Origin of the sequence: Streptomyces nanhaiensis, from assembly GCF_046614825.1 — a bacterium.
In the GTDB taxonomy this organism is placed as follows: Bacteria; Actinomycetota; Actinomycetes; order Streptomycetales; family Streptomycetaceae; genus Streptomyces; species Streptomyces radiopugnans.
The window spans coordinates 22,896-45,052 of the sequence record NZ_JBKJFM010000015.1; the positions used below are offsets into that span (position 1 = coordinate 22,896).

At 73.7% G+C, this 22,157-nt stretch carries 18 protein-coding genes; 5 read left to right on the forward strand and 13 right to left on the reverse strand.

Translation table 11 applies throughout. The annotated features are described in order from the left end of the window. Window positions 1-70: 70 nt before the first annotated feature. From ACLIYP_RS06810 to ACLIYP_RS06855, 10 genes are all read right to left on the reverse strand, one after another. Window positions 71-1,417, reverse strand: coding sequence for an ABC transporter substrate-binding protein (locus tag ACLIYP_RS06810; protein ID WP_412712230.1), 1,347 nt, complete (start codon window positions 1,415-1,417; stop codon window positions 71-73). Between the two features lie 139 nt (window positions 1,418-1,556). Beyond that, window positions 1,557-3,089 carry a glycoside hydrolase family 43 protein gene (locus tag ACLIYP_RS06815; protein WP_412712231.1) on the reverse strand — a complete coding sequence of 511 codons (1,533 nt, stop codon included), beginning with the start codon at window positions 3,087-3,089 and terminating at the stop codon, window positions 1,557-1,559. Then, window positions 3,086-3,958, reverse strand: a complete 873-nt coding sequence (locus ACLIYP_RS06820) for a DUF6807 domain-containing protein (RefSeq protein ID WP_412712232.1) — start codon at window positions 3,956-3,958, stop codon at window positions 3,086-3,088. Before ACLIYP_RS06820 ends, ACLIYP_RS06815 begins: the two co-directional genes overlap by 4 nt. Further along, window positions 3,955-5,232 carry a Gfo/Idh/MocA family protein gene (locus tag ACLIYP_RS06825; RefSeq protein WP_412712233.1) on the reverse strand — a complete coding sequence of 426 codons (1,278 nt, stop codon included), beginning with the start codon at window positions 5,230-5,232 and terminating at the stop codon, window positions 3,955-3,957. Before ACLIYP_RS06825 ends, ACLIYP_RS06820 begins: the two co-directional genes overlap by 4 nt. Further along, window positions 5,232-6,140 (reverse strand): carbohydrate ABC transporter permease, encoded by a 909-nt coding sequence (locus ACLIYP_RS06830; protein ID WP_412712234.1) that lies wholly within the window; start codon window positions 6,138-6,140, stop codon window positions 5,232-5,234. Before ACLIYP_RS06830 ends, ACLIYP_RS06825 begins: the two co-directional genes overlap by 1 nt. Further along, window positions 6,137-7,111, reverse strand: a complete 975-nt coding sequence (locus ACLIYP_RS06835; protein WP_412712235.1) for a carbohydrate ABC transporter permease — start codon at window positions 7,109-7,111, stop codon at window positions 6,137-6,139. The genes ACLIYP_RS06830 and ACLIYP_RS06835 overlap by 4 nt, the downstream gene beginning before the upstream one ends. A gap of 105 nt (window positions 7,112-7,216) precedes the next feature. Continuing rightward, window positions 7,217-8,998, reverse strand: a complete 1,782-nt coding sequence (araD, locus tag ACLIYP_RS06840) for an L-arabinonate dehydratase (protein ID WP_412712236.1) — start codon at window positions 8,996-8,998, stop codon at window positions 7,217-7,219. Then, a complete protein-coding gene (locus ACLIYP_RS06845) occupies window positions 8,995-9,912 on the reverse strand; it encodes a dihydrodipicolinate synthase family protein (RefSeq protein ID WP_412712237.1) in 918 nt (305 codons plus the stop codon). Before ACLIYP_RS06845 ends, araD begins: the two co-directional genes overlap by 4 nt. Further along, entirely contained in the window at window positions 9,909-10,586 is a 678-nt protein-coding gene (locus ACLIYP_RS06850) for a GntR family transcriptional regulator (RefSeq protein WP_410540421.1), read from the reverse strand. The genes ACLIYP_RS06845 and ACLIYP_RS06850 overlap by 4 nt, the downstream gene beginning before the upstream one ends. Window positions 10,587-10,871: 285 nt before the next feature. Beyond that, window positions 10,872-12,101 (reverse strand): hypothetical protein, encoded by a 1,230-nt coding sequence (locus tag ACLIYP_RS06855; protein WP_412712238.1) that lies wholly within the window; start codon window positions 12,099-12,101, stop codon window positions 10,872-10,874. Window positions 12,102-12,607: 506 nt separating this feature from the next. Between ACLIYP_RS06855 and ACLIYP_RS06860 the strand changes: the two genes are divergently transcribed. The 3 genes from ACLIYP_RS06860 (at window position 12,608) to ACLIYP_RS06870 (ending at window position 14,653) form a co-directional block, all read left to right on the forward strand. Next, complete coding sequence (locus ACLIYP_RS06860) at window positions 12,608-12,880, forward strand: GlsB/YeaQ/YmgE family stress response membrane protein (protein ID WP_412712239.1); 273 nt, start codon at window positions 12,608-12,610, stop codon at window positions 12,878-12,880. A gap of 105 nt (window positions 12,881-12,985) precedes the next feature. Further along, window positions 12,986-14,152, forward strand: coding sequence for a TerD family protein (locus tag ACLIYP_RS06865; protein ID WP_412712259.1), 1,167 nt, complete (start codon window positions 12,986-12,988; stop codon window positions 14,150-14,152). A gap of 309 nt (window positions 14,153-14,461) precedes the next feature. Further along, on the forward strand, window positions 14,462-14,653 hold the full coding sequence (locus ACLIYP_RS06870; RefSeq protein WP_412712240.1) for a hypothetical protein: 192 nt from the start codon (window positions 14,462-14,464) through the stop codon (window positions 14,651-14,653). A 163-nt stretch (window positions 14,654-14,816) separates the two neighbouring features. On the opposite strand, the gene ACLIYP_RS06875 is transcribed toward ACLIYP_RS06870, so the two are convergent. Then, a complete protein-coding gene (locus ACLIYP_RS06875; protein ID WP_412712241.1) occupies window positions 14,817-16,301 on the reverse strand; it encodes an alkaline phosphatase PhoX in 1,485 nt (494 codons plus the stop codon). A gap of 93 nt (window positions 16,302-16,394) precedes the next feature. Beyond that, the gene (locus ACLIYP_RS06880) at window positions 16,395-17,939 is read right to left on the reverse strand and encodes a hypothetical protein (RefSeq protein ID WP_412712242.1); all 1,545 of its coding nucleotides are present in this window, start codon (window positions 17,937-17,939) and stop codon (window positions 16,395-16,397) included. Window positions 17,940-18,210: 271 nt separating this feature from the next. Here ACLIYP_RS06880 and ACLIYP_RS06885 point away from each other — a divergent pair, with 271 nt between their 5' ends. Both ACLIYP_RS06885 and dapA read left to right on the forward strand, forming a co-directional pair. Next, complete coding sequence (locus ACLIYP_RS06885; protein WP_412712243.1) at window positions 18,211-20,034, forward strand: endonuclease/exonuclease/phosphatase family protein; 1,824 nt, start codon at window positions 18,211-18,213, stop codon at window positions 20,032-20,034. Between the two features lie 274 nt (window positions 20,035-20,308). Further along, on the forward strand, window positions 20,309-21,205 hold the full coding sequence (gene dapA / locus ACLIYP_RS06890; RefSeq protein ID WP_412712244.1) for a 4-hydroxy-tetrahydrodipicolinate synthase: 897 nt from the start codon (window positions 20,309-20,311) through the stop codon (window positions 21,203-21,205). Between the two features lie 57 nt (window positions 21,206-21,262). On the opposite strand, the gene ACLIYP_RS06895 is transcribed toward dapA, so the two are convergent. Further along, a complete protein-coding gene (locus tag ACLIYP_RS06895) occupies window positions 21,263-22,102 on the reverse strand; it encodes an EI24 domain-containing protein (protein WP_412712245.1) in 840 nt (279 codons plus the stop codon). Window positions 22,103-22,157: the final 55 nt, after the last annotated feature.

Below are 22,157 nucleotides of genomic sequence, written 5' to 3' on the forward strand. Positions count from 1 at the left end.
CTGGTACGGGCTGTGTTTGGGGGCGCGGCGGGGCGGTCCGTTGCGGTGCCGCCCCGCCGCGGCGGGGCGGTCAGCCCTTCTGCTCGCTCCACTCGGCCTGGGCCTCGTTGAGCCGCTCCGCCAGGTCGTCGGCGAACTCCTCGGCCGTCATCTGGCCCAGCAGCAGCTTCTGGAAGTTGGGCTCGGTGTCGGCCTTGCTGATGGTGTTCCAGTCCGGCAGGTAGTACGGGAGCTGGACGACCTTGGTGTTCGGGTCGTCGAGGGACTCCATGGCCGTCTTGGTGGGTTCGGCGTCGTTGAGCCACTCGTCGTCGGAGGCGCCGGTGTTGGCCGGGATCGAGCCCGCCGACTCGTTCCAGAGGCTGACCATCTCCGCCGACGCGGCGAACTCGATGAACTTCCAGGCAGCCGCCTTGTTGCCGCTGGACTTGAACAGCCCGAGCCCGTCGACCGGGTTGGAGACCAGGGTGCGCGGGCCGCCCTCGGAGGAGGGCGGCATCGGCAGCCCGCCGATCTTCTCCTCGCCGAAGGCCTTCACGTGGTCGGTGTAGGAGCCCAGGTTGTGCTGGAGCATGCCGACCTCGCCGCCGGTGAAGGTGGCGACCATCTTGGTGAAGTCGTTGTTCAGGTCGGCCTTGGGCGTGTACCGGTTGTAGAGGCCGACGTACCTCTCCAGCGCCTCGACGTTCTTCGGGTCGTTGACGGTGGTCTTGTCGCCGTTCCAGAAGCTGTCGATGCCGGACTGGGCGTACATCATCTCCAGCGCCTGGGCGATGGAGCCCGCGCCGCCGCGGATGGTGAAGCCGAACCGGTTGTTCTTCCTCTCGGTCAGCTCCTCGGCGGCCTGGTAGAAGTTCTCCCAGGTGGTCGGGGCCGGCAGGTCCGCCTTGTCGAACATGTCCTTGCGGTACCACAGCACGCCCTGGTTGGCGGAGGTCGGGACGGTGAACATCTCGTCCTTCTCGCCGCCGGCGGCCTTGACGCTCTCGACCATGCCGTTGACCAGCTTGCCCTTCAGGGAGCTGTCGTCGATCCGGTCGGTGACCGGGTCCAGGGCCCCCTGGGCGACCATGTTGGCGAGGTAGGCGGTGCTGACCATGCCCACGTCCGGCAGGCTGTCGCCGCCGCCCTGGATGGCGGTGTCGTACTTGGACTGCACGTCGGCGATGGGTATGCCGACGTACTCCACGTCGATGTCCGGGTTCTCCTTCTCGAACTCGGTGATGATCTTCTTCCAGACCTCGGTGCGCACACCGCCGTTGTTGTCCCAGAAGACGATCTTGCCCTTGCCCTCGCCCTCGCTGCCCGTCTCGGTCCCCGAGTTCCCGCAGGCGGTGGCGGTCAGTGCGAGGGAGGCGCTGACGCCCAGGGCCAGCAGGGTACGGGCACGAGGTCTGCGGCTGATGTTTCCACTCATCGTCGAGTCTCTTTCCTGGTCGTGCGTTTCCGCGTGGGTGTTCGTGGGTCGGGGGTTGCGGGTGTCCTGGGGATGGGGGCGGACCGTGCGGGGTGCGCGGGTGCGGTTGTCCGGGTGCGGTGGTGTCCGGCGGACCGGATCAGGTGACGCGGAACCGTGTGAAGGCCGCGGTTCCGGCCGGCCCGCCGCCCTCGGGGGCGGCGGCGAACAGGCCGAGCTGGGCGCCCACCCAGCGCCATGGGGTCGCGGCGAAGGGCGGGCCGGAGGGGCGGAAGGCGGTGTCGTCCCCGGTGCGCGCCGAGAACAGGCAGCGGGCGCCGGGGAGGAGTTCGATGCGAAGGTGCGCGCGGCCGCTCGGTGCGGGCCGGGAGTGCGCGGCGTCCCGCTCGTGTTCGGCGGCGGGCTCGGCGAAGCGGTGCACCAGACGGGTCCCGAGGGCGTCCCGCTCCAGGCCGATCCAGGCGAACGCGTCGCCCAGGACGGCCAGTCCGGCCCTGGCGCCGGCGACCGCGCCGTCCAGCCGCAGCTCGACCTCGACCGTGCACGGGCGGCCGGGCATCCGCTGGACCAGTACGTTCGGCAGCCGGCGCAGGTCGTGGGCGTCGGCGGTGCGGCGGCAGACCAGCCGCAGCCCGTCACCGCCGTGGGCGACCGTCCAGCCCTGCCCCGGATTGGCGGTCCACGACCACTGGTGGCCGAAGCGGCCGCCGGGGAAGTCGTCGTCGGTGGCGGGGGCCGCCGGGCTCTCGGCGGGGACGGGCGGGCGGTGGGCGGCGACGGGCTCGCCCCCGTCGCCGATCACCGGCCAGCCGTGCCCGTCCCAGTCCATCGGCTGCAGGTGCACCACCCGCCCGTACGCGCCGCGCTGCTGGAAGTGGAGGAACCAGTCGGAGCCGTCGGCCGCCCGCACCCACGCCCCCTGGTGCGGGCCGTTGACGTTGGTGCGGCCCTGGGCGAGCACGATGCGCTCCTCGTAGGGGCCGAAGACGTCCCGGGAGCGGAACGCGCCCTGCCAGCCGGTCTCCACTCCCCCGGCCGGGGCGAAGATCCAGTACCAGCCGCCGTGCCGGTAGAGCTTGGGGCCCTCCAGGGTGAACCAGCCGGGCAGCGCGTCGCCGTCGACGACCGTGCGGCCGGCGTCGAGCAGTTCGCGGCCGTCGGGGCTCATCCGGTGGCCGGTGAGCCGGTTCTTGGTCCCGGAGCGGGACTTCGCCCAGGCGTGCACCAGATAGGCGCGGCCGTCGTCGTCCCACAGCGGGCAGGGGTCGATCAGTCCGCGGCCGGCCTTCAGCAGGTGCGGTCTGCTCCACGGGCCCCGTACGTCCTCGGCGCTGATCTGGTAGATGCCGTGGTCGGGGTCGCCCCAGAAGATCCAGAAGCGGCCGGCGTGGTGGCGGATGGACGGCGCCCACACCCCGCAGTCGTGGCGCGGGGCGGTGAACGCCTGCTCCGGCTCCAGCCGCTTCAGGGCGTGGCCGATGATCCGCCAGTTGACCAGGTCGCGGGAGTGGAGGATCGGCAGTCCGGGGGCGCGGCCGAAGCTGGAGGCGGTCAGGTAGTAGTCGTCGCCGACGCGGACGGCGTCGGGGTCGGACCAGTCGGCGTCCAGCACCGGGTTGCGGTACGTGCCGGCCGGGGCGGCGGGGGGCGCGGTCGCCGGGAGGACCGTCATCGGGCCGCCTCCTTCCCGGTGAGCCGGGCGGCGACCTCGGCGGCGGCGGCCCTCTCCAGCCGCCCGTCGGCGACACCGGTGACCACCCGCCGCACCACCGGCCGCCCTGCGGGCAGCGGCAGTCTGCGGTCCCAGGCCAGTGCGGAGCCCACGCCCGGGTACTCGGCGGCGCGTACGAACCACCGGTCGCCGCGGGTGTCCTCGGTGGCCCCGGCGAACACCAGCGTCCAGGCGTCGGTCGCCATGGCCAGCCAGGGCGCTCGCGAGCCGTGCACCGCCTCCTCGCCCTCGGCGTCCTCGGTGAACACCTCCGGCGGGCGGGGGCCGACGGGCGGGCGCCAGAAGAAGCCGCCGTAGCCGGCGCCGGGGCGGCCGTTGGTGGCCGGGCTGCCCACCGACAGCTCCTCGCCGCAGACGTTGGTGAGCTCGGTGGCGAAGTCCAGCGCCCAGCAGTCCTCCCCCAGCGCCCGGGCGGTGACGGTGCGGCGCTCGGTCAGCAGCCGCCGTCCCTCCCGCTGCCAGGCGATCTCCTCGGTGAAGCCGTCCTCGCGCAGTTCCGGCCAGCCCAGGTGGCTCTGGCGTCCGTGGTTGTCCAGCTCCACCGGCCCCCGGTCGCGGACGAAGGTGCGCCCGCCCCAGAAGTTGGCGCCGCCGACGTCGGGGACGGCCATGCTCACCCCGAGGTGGTGCACGTGGTCGGCGGGCCGCAGCTCGGTGACGGCGGTGCCGCCCAGGGTCCGGACGGGGTGCAGGTAGGGGCGCGGCGACTCCCGCCGGGCCAGGTGCGGCCGGTACTCGTAGCGGGCCACGGCCTGCCCGCCGCAGCGCAGTTCGACGGCGCCGGCGGTGTGCGGGTGCGGGTCGCTCATGCCACGGCTCCCTTCCGCTCGGGCTCACGCGCGGGCTTCGGCTCGGGCTCCTGCACGGGCTCCGCCGCGGGGACGGCCCAGGGTGCGCGCGGGCCGGAGCCGTCGGACAGCTCGGAGTACAGGGCCAGCTCCCGGGCCCCCGCCGCGACCAGGTCGTCGATGCCGGTGACGATCCGCCGGGCGGAGCCGTCGCCGCCGGTGCCGGGCTCGGTGCGCCAGGCGCCGCCGGGCAGCGGGCGCGGTTCGGGCGCGGTGCGCACGGCCTCCACCAGCCGCATGAAGGCGCCGGTGCGCTCGGGCGGCACCAGCAGCTCCTCTCCGCCGGCGAGGTGGGCCACGAGGTTGCGCAGCAGGTCGGTGCGGGCGTGCTCGGTGGTCTCGGGAGCGTGCCCGTCGCGCTCCAGCAGCAGGCGGTCCTGCTTGTACCAGAAGGTGATCCGGCCGCCGGTGCCGTGGACGACGACGTAGGGCTCGCCGGGCCGCTCGGCGCACAGTGTCACGGCCGCGGTGATCTCGCCCGTCGTGCCGTCGCCGCGCGCGGTGCGCAGCCGGACGCAGGAGGTGTCGTCGGACTCGATGGCGTTGGCGCGGTACAGCTCCAGTTCGATGCCGGCGACGTCCTCGGCGCGGTCGCCGCCGTCGATGCGCAGCGCGGTGGCCACCGCGTGGGCCAGGGGGTTGGTGAGGACTCCGTCCACCACGTCCCGGCCCTCCAGCCTGCGCCGGCCGGCCCAGGGGGCCCGCTCCCAGTAGGCCAGGTCGCGGCTCCAGGCGCCGGCCGCGCCGATGCCGCGCACCGTGCCGATCGCGCCGTCGGCGATCAGGCCGCGCACGGCGGTGACGGCGTGCGAGCCCAGCGACTGGAAGCCGACCTGGCAGGCGACGCCCGCCGCCCGCACCCCTCGCACCATCCGCTCGAACTCCGCGTACGAGGGCGCGGGCGGCTTCTCCAGCAGCAGGTGCACGCCCCGCTCGGCGGCGGCCAGCGCCAGGTCGGTGTGGGTGTGGATCGGGGTGCACACCACGGCGATCCGCGCGCCGGTGCTCTCCAGCAGCGCGGCGAAGTCGGCCGACTGCTCGGGGGCGCCGAGGCCGTCCAGCTCGTTCCCGTCCAGCGGCGTCAGTTCGCAGACCCCGGCCAGGCGGACCAGGCCCTCCTGCGCGAGGCGGCGGATGTTGGCCAGGTGCCAGCGGCCGTGGCCGCGGGCGCCGGCCAGCACGACCGGCAGGGGGCGGGCGGTGTCAGGGGCGGGGGCGGAGGCGGCGGAAGTCATCAGCCCTTCACCGCCCCCGCGCTGAAGCCGGTGATCAGCCACTTCTGGATGAAGGCGAAGATGATCACCACGGGCACGGCGGCGACCACGCCGCCCGCCGCGAGCGCGCCCAGGTCCACGCTGTCCGAGCCGATGAGGGTGTTCAGGCCCACCGGGATCGTCTGCTTCTCCTGCGAGGAGAGGAACATCAGGGCGAACAGGAAGTGGTTCCAGCTGTGCACGAAGGCGAAGGAGCCCACCGCGATCAGCCCGGGCCGCAGCATCGGCAGCACGATGGCCATGAACGCCCGCAGCCGGGAGCAGCCGTCCACCCAGGCGGCCTCCTCCAGCGACTCGGGGACGTTCTTGATGAAGCCGCTGATCAGGATCATCGACAGCGGAAGCTGGAAGACCGTCTCCGCGATGATCACGCTCCACATGGAGTTGATGAGCTGGAGGCCCCTGAAGGTCTCGAACAGCGGGACCAGCATCAGCGCGCCGGGGATGAACTGCGAGCACAGCAGCGCCAGCATGAAGGCGTTCTTCAGCCGGAACCGGAAGCGCGCCAGGGCGTACCCGCCGGCCAGGGCCACCGCCATCGTCATCACCATCGAGGCGATGCCGACCTGGGTGCTGTTGAGGAAGTAGGTGCCGAAGCTGCGCTCGTTCCAGACCTTCTCGAAGTGCTCTCCGGTCATCGGCCAGGGCACCAGCGAGGTGGAGCCGGAGGGGCGGAGCGCGAACAGCAGCATCCAGTAGAAGGGGATGAGGGTGAAGAGCAGGTAGATGCCCAGGGGCACGTAGATCTGCCAGCGCGGCGGCCCGTCGTCGAGTCTGCGCTGCCGTGCCTTCCTCCGGGCCGGGGGCGGAGTCTCCCCGTCGGCCGGGGCGGGCACCTGGGCGCCCTTCTCCGCGATTGCTGCGGTCACTTGTCGTCGCCTCCGAACTTGCTCAGGCGCAGATAGAGGATCGAGCAGAAGAGCAGGATCACGAAGGCCACGGTGGTCAGCGCGGAGGCGTAGCCGAAGTCGTGGCCGTCGATGCCGGTGTTGGCGACGTAGAGCGGGAGCGTGGTGGTCACGCCGGCCGGTCCGCCGCCGGTGAGGGTGTAGAGCAGGTCGACGTTGTTGAACTCCCACACCGCGCGCAGCAGGGTGGAGAGGATGATCGCGTCCTTCAGGTGCGGCAGGGTGATGTGCCAGAACTGCCGGAAGCGGCTCGCGCCGTCCACCGAGGCCGCCTCGTACAGGTCCTTGGAGATGGACTGCAGGTCGGCGAGGATGAGGATCGCGAAGAAGGGGACGCCGCGCCACAGTTCGGCCAGGACGGCGGCCCAGAAGACGGTTCCGGTGTCGGAGAGGACCGAGGTGCCGTACTCGCCGATGCCGGCGTCCGCCAGGTAGCGGCTCAGGCCCGTGGAGGGGTTGTACAGCAGGATCCAGATGGTGGTGGTGAGCACACCGGAGACGGCCCAGGGCGAGAAGACCAGGGCCCGGGCGATGCCGCGGCCGACGAACGTCTGGTTGACGATCAGTGCGAGCGCCAGGCCGAAGAGGAGCTGGAGGCCGACCTCGGCGACGACCCACTTGGCGCTGAAGGCGAGGGTCTGCCAGAACAGCGGGTCCTCGAAGAAGATCTCGCGGAAGTTGTCCAGACCCGCGAAGCCGTTCCGCCAGGGCTTGGTGACGTTGTAGTGCTGGAGGCTGTAGTAGAGGACGCTGAGCATCGGGTAGGCGATGAAGCCCAGCATCAGCAGCCCGGCGGGCGCGATCAGTACGTACGGCAGGCCGCGCTTCCCGGTGAGCCCGGGCCTGCCCCCTTTTCCGGATTTCCCGGGTCCACCGGGTCTGCCCGGCCTCCCCGGCAGGGCGCGCTTCTTCGGCACGGCGGTGAGGGCCATTGCCGGTGCTCCGTTCTGTCGTCGAATGACTGTCGAACGTCGTTCGAGAGGTCGTGTCGGCGGGTGGTTCGGACGGTCTGTGGTGCGGTGGCGCGGCGCGGACGCTCAGCCCGCGTAGGGTTCGGGGACCTCGCCGGGGCGGGCGAGGAAGGCGAAGTCGCAGCCGGTGTCGGCCTGGGTGATGTGCTCCTCGTACAGCGCCCCGTAGCCGCGTCCGTAGCGCCGCTCGGGCGGGCGCCAGGCGGCGCGCCGACGCTCCAGCTCGGCGTCGTCGACCTCCAGGCGCAGGGTGCGCGCGGCCACGTCGAGGGTGACCAGGTCGCCGGTCTCCACCAGGGCCAGCGGTCCGCCCACATGGGACTCGGGGGCGATGTGCAGGACGCAGGCGCCGTAACTGGTGCCGCTCATCCGGGCGTCGGAGAGGCGGACCATGTCGCGCACGCCCTGCTTGAGCAGGTGGTCGGGGATCGGCAGCATCCCGTACTCCGGCATGCCCGGCCCGCCCAGCGGGCCCGATCCGCGCAGCACCAGCACGCTCTCGGCGGTGATGCCGAGACCGGGATCGTTGATGGTGGCCTGCATGGTGCGGTAGTCGTCGAAGACGACCGCCGGGCCGGTGTGCTTCAGCAGGTGCTGCTCGGCGGCGATGTGCTTGATGACCGCGCCGTCCGGGGCGAGGTTGCCGCGCAGCACGGCCACGCCTCCCTCGGCCGCGAGCGGGTTGCCGGCGGTGCGGATGACGTCGTCGTCGTGGACGAGGGCGCCGGCGATCTGCTCGCGCAGCGTGTCGTGGGCGACGGTGGGCCGCTCCAGGTGGAGGTGGTCCCGCAGCCGGGAGAGGAAGCCGGGCATGCCGCCCGCGTAGTGGAAGTCCTCCATCAGGTACTTCCCGCCGGGCCTGAGGTTGGCCAGCACGGGCGTGGTGCGGGCGATCCGGTCGAAGTCGTCCAGGGTGAGGCCGACGCCCGACCGCCCGGCCATGGCGATCAGATGGATGACGGCGTTGGTGGAGCCGCCCAGCGCGCACACGGCGGCGACGGCGTCCTCGTACGCCTCGCGGGTCAGGACGGTGGAGAGCCTGCGGTCCTCCCACGCCATCTCCACGATCCGGCGCCCGGCCGCGGCGGCCATCCGGGAGTGGCCGGAGTCGACGGCGGGGATGGACGACGCTCCGGGCATGGTCACGCCCAGCACCTCGGCCGCGCCGGTCATGGTGGAGGCGGTGCCCATGGTCATGCAGTGGCCGGGCGAGCGGGCCAGGCCGCACTCCAGTTCGGCCATCTCGCAGTCGCCGATGAGGCCGGCGCGCTTGTCGTCCCAGTACTTCCACATGTCGGTGCCCGAGCCGAGGGTCTCGCCGCGCCAGTGGCCGCGCAGCATGGGCCCGGCGGGGACGAAGACGGTGGGCAGGTCGGCGCTGGCCGCGCCCATCAGCAGGGCGGGGGTGGTCTTGTCGCAGCCGCCCATCAGCACCGCGCCGTCCACCGGGTAGGAGCGCAGCAGCTCCTCGGTCTCCAGGGAGAGCAGGTTGCGGTAGAGCATGGGGGTGGGCTTCTGGAAGGTCTCCGAGAGGGTGGAGACGGGGAACTCCAGGGGGAAGCCGCCGGCCTGCCACACCCCCCGTTTGACCGCCTCGGCGCGCTCGCGCAGGTGCTGGTGGCAGGGGTTGATGTCGGACCAGGTGTTGAGGATCGCGATGACCGGCTTGCCCAGGTGCTCCTCGGGGAGGTAGCCGAGCTGCCGGGTGCGGGCGCGGTGGCTGAAGGAGCGCAGTCCGTCGGTGCCGTACCACTGGTGGCTGCGCAGTTCCCCGAGGGCGCGGCGGGTGCGGGAGCCGCTCCCGCCGTGCTGGTCGCTGCGGTCGTGCTGGTCGTTCCGGCCGGTCATGCCGCCTCCCATCCCTTGACGATCCCGGCGATCTCGGCGCGCTGCTCCTCGGGCAGCGTCCGGCTCGGCGGGCGCACGTCGCGGCGGCACAGGCCGAGGTGGGCCAGGGCCTCCTTGACGACGGAGACGTTGTTGGCCGACTGCTGCGCGGCGCGCAGGTCCTCGAAGACGCGGATGCTCTCCCACACCTCCATCGCGGCGCCGAAGTCCCCCGCCCGCAGGGCGCGGAGCATCTCAAGCGAGATCCGCGGGGCCACGTTGACCAGGCCGGAGGTGAAGCCGGTGGCGCCGCAGGCGAAGTAGGCCGGCGCGTACAGCTCGGCGAGTCCGGCCACCCACACGAAGCGCTCCGGGCCGGCGTCGCGGGCGAAGGCGGCGAAGCGCGCGGCGTCGGGGACGGCGTACTTGACGCCGATGACGTTGGGGCACGCCTCGCCGAGCCGGGCGAGGGCCGAGCCGTCGATGAGGGGGTTGCGCAGGTAGGGGACGACGCCCACCTCCGGGACGGCCTCGGCGACGGCCCGGTGGTAGTCCACCCAGCCGGCCTGCGAGACATAGGGGTTGACGGGCTGGTGGACCATCACCATGCCCGCCCCCGCGTCGCGGGCCTGCTCGGCGGCGGCGACCGCGGTGGCCGGGTCGTGGCCGACGCCCACGACGACCTCGGCGCCCCCTCCGGCCTCCCGGACCTCGGCCATGGTCAGTTCGACCTCCAGCCGGCGCTCCTCGGGGGTGAGGGAGTAGAACTCGCCGGTGTTGCCGTTGGGGGTGACGGTGCGGATCCCGGCGTCCAGCAGCCGGCGGACCAGGGCCCGGTAGGTGTCCGCGTCCAGCCGGTCCCGCTCGTCGAACGGTGTGACCGGGATCGCCACGACATCGGCGAGCGCGGCCCGCTGGGGGGAGAAGTCCGTCATGCCTGGACCTGACCTTCCTGGTTCTCCACGGCCGGGAAGGCCCGGCGGACGAATCCCTCGATGTGGTCGCGCAGCAGCCGGGCCGCGCCGTCGGCGTCCCCGTCCAGGGCCCGGGCGAGGATCTCCCGGTGCTCGGCGGCCTCGTGCTCCCAGGAGGGCACGGCCTCCCAGGCGACGGTGGACACCAGGGCCGCCTGGTCGCGCAGGTCGTCCAGCATCCGCGTCAGCAGCGGGTTGCCGCAGGGCAGGTACAGGGCCCGGTGGAAGTCCCGGTTGGCCAGCGAGCGGTCGGCCCGGTCGGCGGCGGCGTCGGCCCGCTCCAGCGCGGCCCGGGCCCCGGCCAGGTCCGCCTTCGCCGTGACGGTGCGGCGCAGCGCCTCCGGCTCCAGCAGCAGCCGCACGTCGTAGACCGAGCGGGCCATCGAGGCGTCCACGGTGCGCACGGTGGCGCCCTTGTACTCGCTCATCACGACCAGCCCGCGGCCCGCGAGGGTCTTCAGCGCCTCGCGGACCGGGGTCTTGGACACGCCGAACCGCGCGGCCAGCTCGGTCTCCACCAGCGGCTGCCCGGGCGGGAGCTGCCCGGTGAGGATGGCGTGGGTCAGATGCTCCATGACGTACTGCGTCCTGGAGGGGACGGGTACCGGTGCGAGACCGGTCAGGGGGGCTCTCATGCGGTCGGCTCTCAGGTCGGCTGTGGCGACGGGCGTACGGGCGGCGGCGTGCGCGGCACTCGGGATGCGGCGCACACCCGTATACGGCATCTCGTATATGACGTACGAGATATGGCGTATGACGTATCGCGTACGACGTGCGGTGGGACGAAAGTAGGGCGGCCCCCGGGCTCCGTCAACGGTTCTGACAGAACTTTCGGAGACCGCCCTGAAAGCGCTTACCGTACGCGACGACGGGTGCGCCGACGATCACGCGGAGCTGCCGCGCGCCGTGCTCGCGCAGGCTCAGGCCGACCGGGACAGCGCGGCGCGCACGGCCGCCAGGTCCGCGTCGGAGGCCAGACCGGCGTGGTACAGCCGCAGCTCGTCCGCCCCCAGCTCCCGGGCGTGCGCGGCGTCCTCGGCCAGCTCCGCCGGGCGCCCGCCCATCCCCCCGACCACCGTGAGGTTGGCGGCGAGCACGGTGGAGGGGGTCCGGTGCGGGCCGAAGGGCGCCAGGACGGCCTCGCGTTCGGCGCCGTCCCCGGTGCACGGCAGCACCACCCCGTCGGCCAGGGCGAGGACGCCGGCGGGGTCCACACCGACGTTGGCGCCGCAGCGGTGGGGTGCCGGATCGGCGTGCAGCAGCACCCGGAATCCTTCCGTCCGCCGGGCCTCGGCGGCCTTCCGCACGGCTGTCACGACCTCGGTTTGGAAAGCGCTCGCTACCTGGTCGCGCCAGCCCGCCGCGGCCTCGGCGAGCTCCTGCCCCAGCAGTTTCCCCACCTCCTCCCACTCCCGCTCGCGCCCGCCGGACGCCTTCTCGCGCTCCCCGCCCTCGCCGCGCTCCCCGCGCCACAGCGGCTCCAGCGCTCCGGCTACGGCGCGCCGCAGCCGCCCGGGGTCGGCGCCGTGCGCGGCGTACCCCGCCTCGCACCCCGGGCAGAAGCACAGCGACATCAGGTACTGGCCGGCCCCGTCCAGCCGCACCCCGCCGGTCTTGTCATGGGCGCTCAGGTGCCCCAGCCCGTACCAGCCGCAGGACTCCAGCTCCACCCCGCGCGCCCCGGGCCGTACGGCGGCCTCGGCGGCCAGGGCCGCGGCGTAGGCGCGCACCTCCTCCCTCGCGATGCAGGGCGCCCAGGGGTAGCGGTCGCCGTAGGCGTTGCGGACGGTCAGGTCCGGGTGCTCGCCGCCGAGCCGGGTGTTGTGGGCGAGGATCACCCAGGAGTGCACCTCCAGACCGGCGTCGGCAAGAGCGGCCGCGGCCTCGCCGTACGGGTCCTCGCCCGCGACCCAGTCCTGCGCGTACGGACGCAGCCGCAGGCCCTCCCAGCGGGCCGGGTCCACCGGGTAGTAGACGGCGGAGTGCCGGGCGGCGACGACGCGGTGGCGCGGGTGGCGGGGGGTGAGCGCCCTGGTGGAGTGGTAGGCGGAGGCGAGGGTGACCTGCTCGACGCCGAGGTCGGCGATCCGGCGGGCGGCGGCCGGGTCGCCGACGACGTCCCAGGGGTAGACGAACGCGGAAGCGCGCATCGGCGGCTCCTTGGTGTGAGATGGGTCGGACAGGGTCGGACGGCCGGACCGGGGTGGGCGGCGGGGGCGGGACGGGCGGAGGCCGGATCACAGGACCGGACCGCGGCTGCCCCCGCGCCCCTCCGGACGGACGCCCACGATGGTGCCGCATGTACGCATACCTGAACAGCGCGCGGGGTCCGACCGGTTACCGGATCCCACGGACTGACCAGCACTCCCGCACCATGGCGTTCCCGGCGGGACCCGGCCGAACCCTCCTGCGCGTCCATGGACGTGAACGTCATTCAGTGACAAGCCATGGCGTCCGCCCCCGTGCGTCCCGCCCACCGGTGCCGCCGGGCGGCAGCGGGACCGGCGCGGGTCCCGGACGCCTTCCGGCCGGGCGGCACGTTCCGCACCGCTGCTGCCGCCCGGCCGGAAGGTGTTCGAGGGCGCCCCGTTCGGGCATGATGGCCCGCGAAGATCACGGACCGCGGGCGGGGCCCGCGGCGGGGAGGGGTTCGATCGTGGACATCGTGAGCTGGCTGGTGCTCGGACTGGTCACGGGAGTCGTCGCCAAGATCCTGCTGCCCGGACGCGACCCGGGCGGGTTGGTGGGCACCACGCTCATCGGCATCGTCGGGGCGTTCGTGGGCGGCTGGCTGTCGGCGACCTACCTGGACCGCCCGGTGGAGCGGGACTTCTACGACCCGGCCCTGTGGGTATCGGCGGTGGGTGGCTCCCTGGTGCTGCTGATCGCCTACCGCCTGTTCTTCGGCCACTCGCGCCCGCCCCGCTGAGGCTCGGCACGCCCCGGCTGCGGCCCGGGTGCGGAGCGCGCCCCGGACGGGGGAGGGTAATGGAACCGTAAACCGACGTGGTCCGTTATCCGGACCATGACTGCAATGACTCCCGGTTCGAACCTTCCGCTGCCCACCGCGCGTGTGGCGGTGGACGTCACCGCGCCGGCGCGGCTCGACGTCTCCGGCCTGCTGATCGCCGCCGACGGGAAGGTGCGCTCCGACGACGACTTCGTCTTCTACAACCAGCCCTCCGCCCCGGGGGTGGCCCACAGTTCCGCAGGCGGCCTCGACACCATCACGGTGGACACCGCCGCGGTGCCCGCCGGCATCGAGAAGATCGTGGTGACGGCCAGCCTCGACGCGCCGGGCGCGACCTTCGCCGGCACCGAGCCCACCGCGACCGTGCGGGACGCGGCGAGCGGCGCGGTCGTGGCCACCTTCACCCCGCCCCGGCTGGGTCAGGAGACGGCGCTGGTGGTCGTCGAGGTGTACCGCAGGGGCGGCGCCTGGAAGGTCCGCGCGGTCGGCCAGGGGTACGCCGACGGGCTGGCGGGCATCGCCACGGACTTCGGTGTGACGGTGGAGGAGCCCGCCGCGCCGGCCGCGCCCGCGGCGCCCACAGCGCCGGCCGTGCCGGCCGCGCCGCCCGCCGCTCCTGCGGCCCCCGCTCCCGCCGCCGCTGCCGCCACCGGGAAGATCAACCTGGACAAGGGCCGTGTCGACCTGCGGAAACACCAGACCGTGTCCCTGGTCAAGGGCGGAAAACCGCTGCTGACCTCGGTCCGGATGGGCCTGGGCTGGGAGCCCGCCTTCCGCGGCAAGGACGTCGACCTCGACGCGTCGGTCATCGCCTACGACGCCAATCGCAAGAAGATCGACAACTGCTACTTCGGCAAGCTCGCCATCCTGAACGGGACGATCCAGCACTCCGGCGACAATCTCACCGGCGAGGGCGCGGGCGACGACGAGGCCATCACCGTCCACCTGGGCGGCCTGCCGCCGCAGGTGACGGGGCTGGTCTTCACGGTCAACTCCTTCTCCGGGCAGAAGTTCACCGAGGTCGCCAAGGCGTACTGCCGCCTGCTGGACGCCGCCACCGGCGAGGAGCTGGTCCGCTTCGACCTGACGGGTTCCGAGCCGCGCACGGGTGTGCTGATGTGCAAGCTGATCCGCCAGTTCTCGGGCGAGTGGGAGATGACGGCGCTGGGCGACTACGTGGACTCCCGCACCGTCCGCGGCATGGTGAAGCCGGGCGGTGCGGCCCTTTAGCGGAGCCGGCGCGGAAGGCCGGCCGCGGGGGACGGCCGCCGGAACTCGGAGAGGAGTGGAGGAGGAGTCGCGCAGGAGTCGTGAAGAGGCTTGCCGCGGGGCTCCGGCCGTACCGCGGGAGGGCCGGGAGAAGTGATATCCGTCGCATCCGCCGACTGCCCCGGCAGGCCCAACTCCCCGAACCGGAAGCCGTATTCGCAGGTCAGCGGCGATTTCGGGCATTTGCGGAGCGATTGAGGTTTGAATTACGCGGCGGAAGGGAAATCGGCGGGACCTGCCGCTGTCATACCCAGCCCCTACGCTGGTCACATGTCCACCACTCCCGAGCAAGGATCCCCCGCCCCCCGGCCCCAGACGCCCGCCCAGGCGAACGAGGCGCTGCGCGCCTTCGTACGCGCACACGGAGACCGTCCCTGGTCCCGGGCGGAGCTCGCCGAGCTGGACCGGCTGCGGAGCCTGTGGCGGGCGGCCGAGCGGCAGGGGATGACCACCGCGGCCTGAAGGGGCCGCGCACAGCGCCGACCCGGCGCCGGGTGACACGGAAGGGCCCGCGGGAGACGACCCCCCGCGGGCCCTTCCGTACGCTCCCCGCCTCGTCGCGAGCCGCCGCCGAGAGCGGCCCGGCCACTGCTCGGCGGCGGCTCAGCGGCTGCTCAACCGCTGCTCAGCGGCGCTGCCAGGGACCGGTGATCGCCAGCAGGATGCCGGGCTCCTGGATCCCGGCGAACAGCGTCCGGCCGTCCCCCGAGAAGCAGACCCCGGCGAACTCGCTGTACTCCGGCTGCTCCTGCGTGCCGATGTTCACCTCGTTGCGCGCGATCGGGAACGCCCGGCCGCGGTCGTCCGCGGCCATCAGGTGCTGGAGCCCCTCGCCGTCCTCGGCGATGATCACCCCGCCGTACGGCGAGACCGTGATGTTGTCCGGGCCGTCGAGGCCGCCGGGCTCGTACGCGTCGCGGTTGACCCCGAAGCGCAGCCTGAGGGTGAGGGTGCGGCGCCGGGGGTCGTAGAACCACACCTGGCCGTCGTGCGGTTCACCGGGGCTGTCCTCGTCACGGGCGTAGGAGGCGACCAGGTACGCGCCGCCGTCGGCCCACCACATGCCCTCCAGCTTGCGGGCGCGGGTGACCTCGCCCACGCCGAACTGCCTGCGCACGGGCACCTCGCGGGCGTCGCGGTCGGGGACGTCCACCCAGTCCACCCCGTAGACCGTGCCGGGGCGCACCGCGCGGGAGAGGTCGTCGACGAACCGGCCGCCGGAGTCGAAGCAGCGGAACGCCTGGAGGACGCCCGCGTCGTCGGCCAGCGAGCGCAGCCTCCCCCGCCCGTGCCGGAAGCCGTGCGGCGGCACCCACCGGAAGAACAGGCCGTTGGGGTCGGAGTCGTCCTCGGTCAGGTACATGTGGCCGCGCCGCGGGTCCACGACGACGGCCTCGTGGTCGAAGCGGCCCAGCGCCTTGACCGGCTTCGGGTCGCGGTTGGCGCGCCGGTCGCGCGGGTCGACCTCGAAGACGTAGCCGTGGTCGCGGGTCATGCCCCTCTCACCGGCCCGGTCGGAGTTCTCCTCGCAGGTCAGCCAGGTGCCCCAGGGTGTCACCCCGCCCGCGCAGTTGGTGGAGGTGCCGGCGATGCCCACCCACTCGGCGAGCTTCTCCCCGTCGTGCGAGACCTCCACGACCGTGCAGCCCCCGGCGGCGGCCGGATCGTAGACCAGCCCCTCGGCGAGCGGCACCGGGTGCTCCCAGTCGCCGCGGGGGCCCTTCAGCTCGTGGTTGTTGACCAGCAGCGTCCTGCCCCTGGGCCCCTCGAAGGCGGCGGTGCCGTCGTGCCCGGCGGGGGTGTACTCGCCGGTCTCCAGCCGGGTGACGCCGCAGTGCGTGAGGACGCGGTACGAGAAACCCGCGGGCAGGGCGAGCACCCCTTCGGGGTCGGGCACCAGCGGACCGTAGCCCCGCGGTCCGCCGCCCTCACCCCGCCCGCGGTGCCCGTCGCGCTCTCCGCGGTCGTCGTGGTCGTCGCGGCCCGGGGCGCCGAACGCGCCCGAGGTGCCGGCCAGGATGCCCGCACCGCCCGTGAGGGCGATCCCGGCCCCGGCCACGACCGACCGCCTGGTGAGGTCTGGGCGACTGACTTCGCTGCTGGTCGGCATCGTCTCTCCCGTCGGCTTCGCGCGATGGCACGGCGCCGACCACGATCCCGCCCTCCGGCGAACGCGGGTTGAACGCGGGCCGAACCGGTCGGCTCAGCCGCGCGACCGCGCCCTGTACGCCGCCTTGCGGGCGTCCTTGGCCGCCTTGCGGTCGGGGTGCACGCGGCTCATCGCCTCCAGCACCTCCCCGGTCGCCGGGTGGTCGACGCGCCAGGCCTTGTCGAAGAAGCCGCTGTGCTGGTCGACCAGGCCGCGCACCAGCTCGCGCAGTTCCTCCGAGTCGCCCCCGTCCCCCTCGGTGGCCAGCTGCGCGGCCAGGGTGTCCACGGTCAGCCAGAACACCATCTCCTCCGACGGCGCCGGCACGTCGGCGAAGCCGCGCTCGGAGAGCCACACCCGGGCCAGTCCGCCCAGCTGGCCGTCGTCGAGGACCTCCCGCAGGGCGGGCTCGGCCTCCGCTCCGGTGAGCGAGAGCGCCTGCTGGCAGGCCAGACGGCGGCGCGGCGCGTCCCGGTCGTCGCCGCGGGCGGCGGCCAGGAGTTCGCGGGCGGCGTCCAGGGGGGTGCGCCGGGCGAGCCACAGTTCGATCTCGTCGCGGGCGGCGTCCTCGCCGTGGCCGGGCAGGGCGGCCAGCAGCGCCTGGGCGCCCTCCTCCGCCAGATCGCCCACGACCGGGGCGTGGACCCCCGCCTCCAGCAGCCGCTGCCGTACGCCGTACAGGCCGAGCGGGGTCAGGCGGACCATGCCGTAGCGGGCCACGTCCTCCTCGTCCGGGACCGCGGGGCCGTCGGGTTCGCCGAGGCCGGCGCGTTCGCCGGGTTCACCGCCGTCGGCCTCCTCGATCAGGGCCGCGTCCACCGGCCGGTAGTCGACGATCCCGGCCGGCTCCAGCATCCGGAACTGCTCGTCCAGCCTCACCATCGCCACCGAGACGTCCTCCAGGACGGAGTCGGTGGGGTGGTCCATGTCCTCGGGGGCGACCATCGAGGCGGCGAGCACCGGCAGCGGCACCATCGCCCCGGCCGTCACGGCGGGGTCGGTCGCGGTCAGGACGTAGAGGTTGCCCAGGGCCCCGTCGAGGAAGTCGGCCTCCTCCTCCGGATCCCAGTCGAGCGCGTCGAGGTCGATGGACTCGGGGTCGAACCGGCCGTCCTCGCCGTCGGCGCCCGGTTCGCCGAGCAGGTCCTCCAGGGCGGGGGCGGCGGCGTCCGCGAGGGCCGCCTCCAGGCCGTCGCGCCAGATGTCCAGTACGTCGGCGGGGGCGCCCCCGGTGAGCAGGGACAGCTCCTCGCCGGGGACCGCCGTGCCCTCCCCTCCGTCCTCGCCGCCCTCGGCACCGCTTCCGCCGTGCCCGTCGTCCTCGCGGACCTCCAGCAGGCCGGTGTCCAGAGCCGTGTCCCACGCACGCTCGGCGTGCGCGAGCCCGTCCTCCTCCCCGCCGAGGCCGAGGTGGGCGGCGGCCCGCGCCAGCGACTCGTCGGACAGCTCGCCCCCGGCTCCGACCCGGATCCCCTCCCCGGCCCAGCGCGCGAGCCGGGCGGCCCGGGACAGCAGCGGCGAGGCCAGCGCGTCCCGTGCCAGTTCGGCTTCGGCGGGCAGCCGTACGGGCGGCGCGGTGGGACGGTCGTCACCGGTCATGGGGGAGGCGCTCCTCGATTCGATGAGGCGGGCGTTGTGATCGCTGCCCCAGCGTAGACGGCTTCCGCCCCCACCGTCCGGTTCACCGGCCCTTCCGCCCGCGTACACCGGCAACCGCTTGACAAGCACCTGACCAGAGCGGCACGTTACGCGCGTAGAGACCGCACAGTGCGAACCACGGGCAGCGTCACCGCACTCCGGCTTTCTCCCCCCAGCACATCCGGCACGTCCAGCACGTCCGGCACTCACAGCACCGTCCCGGAGGGACCCCTTGAGCAGATCCCAGGCGGCCCGTACCGCCGCACTCACCGTCGCAGCCCTGACCTCGACGCTGCTGGCCGTCCCCGCCTCGGCGGCGGAAACGGCCGACACCGTCCGCATCCACGACATCCAGGGCACCACCCGCGTCTCACCGCTGGCGGGCGAGCAGGTGTCACAGGTCTCCGGCGTCGTCACCGGCGTGCGCACCTACGGCTCGCGCGGCTTCTGGATGCAGGACACCGCCCCCGACGGGGACCCGGCCACCAGCGAGGGCCTCTTCGTCTTCACCGGCTCGGTTCCCAAGGTGGCCGTCGGGGACCTGGTGCGGGTCTCGGGCACGGTCACCGAGTACCGTCCCGGCGGCAACTCGTCGGGCAACCAGACCCTCACCCAGATATCCCGCCCCCAGGTGACCGTCGTCTCCTCCGGCAACCCCCTGCCGGCCCCGGTGACCCTGGACTCCGCCTCCGTCCCCGAGGCGTACGCGCCCCAGGGCGACCCGGCCGCCGGCGGGAGCGTCGAGGGGCTCGAACTGCGCCCGCGGGCCTACGCCCTGGACCTGTACGAGTCCCTGGAGGGCATGGACGTACGCATCGACGACGCCCGCGTGACCGGCCCCAGCACCCGGTACGCCGAACTGTGGGTGACCGTCAGGCCGGAGCAGAACCCCTCGGTGCGCGGCGGCACCGTCTACGGCGGCTACGACGAGCAGAACTCCGGCCGCCTCAAGGTCGAGTCGCTCACCCCGCTGTCCCAGGAGCCCTTCCCCACCGCGAACACCGGCGACGTGCTGGCCGGCGCCACCGGCCCGCTGGACTACGAGCAGTACGGCGGCTACCACGTGGTGGCCCGCGAGCTGGGCGAGGTCGAGGACCGCGGCCTGGAGCGCGAGCGCACCCGCGCCCAGCGCCGCGGCGAACTGGCCGTGGCCACCTACAACGTCGAGAACCTCCACCCCGGCAACGACCAGGAGAAGTTCGGCCGGCTGGCCCGGGGCGTGGTGGAGAACCTCGCCTCCCCCGACATCCTCGCCCTGGAGGAGATCCAGGACGACAACGGCCCGGTGAACGACGAGGTGGTCTCCGCCGACGCCACGCTGGCGAAGTTCACCGACGCCATCGCGGCCGCGGGCGGCCCGCGCTACGAGTGGCGCTCCGTCGAGCCGGTCGACGACGCCGACGGCGGCCAGCCCGGCGGCAACATCCGCAACGTCTTCCTCTTCAACCCCGAGCGGGTCGCCTTCGTGGACCGACCCGGCGGCGGCGCCACCACCGCGGTCGGCGTGGAGCGCGAGCGCGGCCGGGCCGTGCTGACCCACTCCCCCGCCCGCGTCGCGCCGAACGACACGGCCTGGGAGGACAGCCGCAAGCCGCTGGCCGGCGAGTTCCGCTTCCGCGGGCGCACCGTCATCGTGGTCGCCAACCACTTCGCCTCCAAGGGCGGCGACCAGTCCCTGCACGCTGCCGTCCAGCCGCCCAACCGCTCCTCCGAGGTCCAGCGCACCGCGCAGGCGAGGGTGGTCAACCACTTCGTGCGGCAGGTACTGGCGGTGGAGAGGAAGGCGAACGTCGTCGTCCTCGGCGACATCAACGACTTCGAGTTCTCCGCCACCACCCGCGAGCTGACCGCGGGCGGCGCGCTGCGCAGCGCGGTGCTCTCGCTGCCCGAGGAGGAGCGCTACACCTACGTCTACGACGGCAACGCCCAGGTGCTGGACCAGACCCTGGTCTCCCCGGGCATCGGCCGCTTCGACTACGACATCGTGCACGTCAACGCGGAGTTCGCCGACCAGGCGAGCGACCACGACCCCCAGGTGATCCGCTTCCGTCCCTGACACGGGGGCACTCCCGCGGGCGCCGGCCGTGCCGTCCCCCTTCCGGGGATGCGGCACGGCCGGCGCGTTCCGGGGCGCGGGGCGCCGGGCGCGCGGGGCGCGACCGCCGTGGTCCTCGCACGGCCGGTTGCGGAGAGGAGACCGGCCTGCGGAAGGCTCCCGCCGGAACGGTTCCCCGCACCGCCGGGCTCCCCCGCCAACGCGAGGCGGGCCGGGGCCGCCGCCGGCAAAGCCGGTTGGACCGGCCGCTTCCGCATGGGCCAGACTCGCGCGCATGCCCGACTCCCCCTTCGGCCGCGTCGCCGCCGCCATGATCACCCCGTTCGACTCCTCCGGCGCCCTGGACCTCCCCGGCGCCCGGCGGCTGGCCGCCCATCTGGTGGACCGGGGCGGCTGCGACGCCCTGGTGCTGGGCGGTGCCACCGGCGAGTCCCCGACCACGTCCGACGACGAGAAGACCGCGCTGGTGCGGGCCGTGGCCGAGGAGGTCGGCGACCGGGCCCGGATCGTCGCCGGCGTCTGGTCCGGCGACACCCGGCACTCGGCGGAACTGGCCCGGGCGGCCGAGGATGCGGGCGCCCACGGCCTGCTGGTCGTCACGCCGTACTACTCGCGCCCCACCCAGGAGGCCATCGCCCGCCATCTGGCCACCGTCGCCGACGCCACCGCCCTGCCGGTGATGCTCCACGACGCCCCCGCCCGCACCGGGGAGGGCACCGCGCTGACGGCGCGGACGCTGACCCGGCTCGCCGGGCACCCGCGCATCCGCGCGGTCAAGGACTGCGCCTACGACCTGATGAAGACGGCGAAGGTGCTGGGTTCCACCGGGCTGGTCCACTACTCCGGCTGCGACGAGATGAACCTGCCGCTGCGCGCGATCGGCGCCCACGGCTGTGTGAGCACGGTCGCCAACGTGGCGGGCCCGGCCGTACGCGGCGTCCTGGACGCCTTCGACGCCGGCGACCACACCGAGGCCGCCCGGCGCCACCAGGCCCTGGTGCCGCTGGTCGACGCGATGACGTCCCAGGTGCCCGGCGCGGTTTCGGTCAAGGCGCTGTTCGCGGCGGCCGGGCTGCCGGGCGGTCCGGTGCGCCCGCCGCTGCTCGCGGCCGACGAGGAGCTGACCGCGCGGCTGGCCGACGCCCTCAGGAGGACGCTGTCCTCCTCCTAGGCCCCGCCGGTCCTCCCGGTCCTCCGGGCCCCGCGGGGCCCGGACGCCCCGGGCTCCTCAGGCGGTCCCGTCCGGGCGGTCCGGCTTGGCCCACATCCCCTGCGGTCCGCGCGGCCCCTGCGGCTCCCCCGGCTCCCGTGCGGCCGGTTCCCCGTCCGCGGGCGCACCCACCAGGTCCCGCACCAGGAGGGCGGCGCCCGCGACCGCGCCCGGCATCAGGAGGACCGCGGCCAGCGGCACCAGGAAGCACAGTGCCAGCGGCCCCCCGAAGCCGACCGCCAGCGCCTTGCGTCCGCGCAGCAGTCGCAGCCGCTCGCGGACGGGGATGTCACGGCGCTGCATGGCGACCGAGGTGAGTTCCAGCGCCAGGAAGAACCCCGAGACGGCGAGACCGGCGACGGGCACGACCGTCTGGCCGACGACGGGCACGAAGCCGAGCAGGAGCAGCACCAAGCCGAAGGGCAGGGCCCACGCCAGGACGTAGAGGCTGTCGCACAGGGAGATCCACAACCCGCGCAGCAGCGACACGTCCGGGCCCTCGGGGCAGCCGCCCTCGGACTCCTCGACCTTCTCCGACAGGGACTCGTAGAAGGGGTCCCCGACCAGCAGTGTGACGGCGGTGAAGGTGAGCACCGCCATCAGCAGGCCGCCGGCGAACAGCAGCACGGTGAACGTGCCGCGCAGCAGCCCGGCCCAGGGCGAGGACCAGTCGTCGGCGAAGGGCGTGGCCCAGGCGGCCAGATCGTCGGCCCAGAAGCCGAGGGCGACCAGGGCCGCCGTGTAGAGCACCAGGGTGATGAGCGCGGGCAGCAGCCCGAAGCCGAACCACCGTCGGTTGCGCAGGACCCACTTCTGGCCCTGGCCCAGATACCGCACTCCGGTCATGAGATCGCCCATGGCCGCACAGCGTAACGGGCCCGCCGCCCGGGGGAGGCGGCGGGCCCGGACGGAT

What these genes read in the sequence shown, in the direction of transcription:
- ACLIYP_RS06810 (WP_412712230.1), bottom strand. Translation starts at nt 1,417, where the DNA reads ATGAGTGGAAACATCAGCCGCAGACCTCGTGCCCGTACCCTGCTGGCC.
- ACLIYP_RS06815 (WP_412712231.1), bottom strand. Translation starts at nt 3,089, where the DNA reads ATGACGGTCCTCCCGGCGACCGCGCCCCCCGCCGCCCCGGCCGGCACG.
- ACLIYP_RS06820 (WP_412712232.1), bottom strand. Translation starts at nt 3,958, where the DNA reads ATGAGCGACCCGCACCCGCACACCGCCGGCGCCGTCGAACTGCGCTGC.
- ACLIYP_RS06825 (WP_412712233.1), bottom strand. Translation starts at nt 5,232, where the DNA reads ATGACTTCCGCCGCCTCCGCCCCCGCCCCTGACACCGCCCGCCCCCTG.
- ACLIYP_RS06835 (WP_412712235.1), bottom strand. Translation starts at nt 7,111, where the DNA reads ATGGCCCTCACCGCCGTGCCGAAGAAGCGCGCCCTGCCGGGGAGGCCG.
- araD (WP_412712236.1), bottom strand. Translation starts at nt 8,998, where the DNA reads ATGACCGGCCGGAACGACCAGCACGACCGCAGCGACCAGCACGGCGGG.
- ACLIYP_RS06845 (WP_412712237.1), bottom strand. Translation starts at nt 9,912, where the DNA reads ATGACGGACTTCTCCCCCCAGCGGGCCGCGCTCGCCGATGTCGTGGCG.
- ACLIYP_RS06850 (WP_410540421.1), bottom strand. Translation starts at nt 10,586, where the DNA reads ATGAGAGCCCCCCTGACCGGTCTCGCACCGGTACCCGTCCCCTCCAGG.
- ACLIYP_RS06855 (WP_412712238.1), bottom strand. Translation starts at nt 12,101, where the DNA reads ATGCGCGCTTCCGCGTTCGTCTACCCCTGGGACGTCGTCGGCGACCCG.
- ACLIYP_RS06865 (WP_412712259.1), top strand. Translation starts at nt 12,986, where the DNA reads ATGACTCCCGGTTCGAACCTTCCGCTGCCCACCGCGCGTGTGGCGGTG.
- ACLIYP_RS06870 (WP_412712240.1), top strand. Translation starts at nt 14,462, where the DNA reads ATGTCCACCACTCCCGAGCAAGGATCCCCCGCCCCCCGGCCCCAGACG.
- ACLIYP_RS06875 (WP_412712241.1), bottom strand. Translation starts at nt 16,301, where the DNA reads ATGCCGACCAGCAGCGAAGTCAGTCGCCCAGACCTCACCAGGCGGTCG.
- ACLIYP_RS06880 (WP_412712242.1), bottom strand. Translation starts at nt 17,939, where the DNA reads ATGACCGGTGACGACCGTCCCACCGCGCCGCCCGTACGGCTGCCCGCC.
- dapA (WP_412712244.1), top strand. Translation starts at nt 20,309, where the DNA reads ATGCCCGACTCCCCCTTCGGCCGCGTCGCCGCCGCCATGATCACCCCG.
- ACLIYP_RS06895 (WP_412712245.1), bottom strand. Translation starts at nt 22,102, where the DNA reads ATGGGCGATCTCATGACCGGAGTGCGGTATCTGGGCCAGGGCCAGAAG.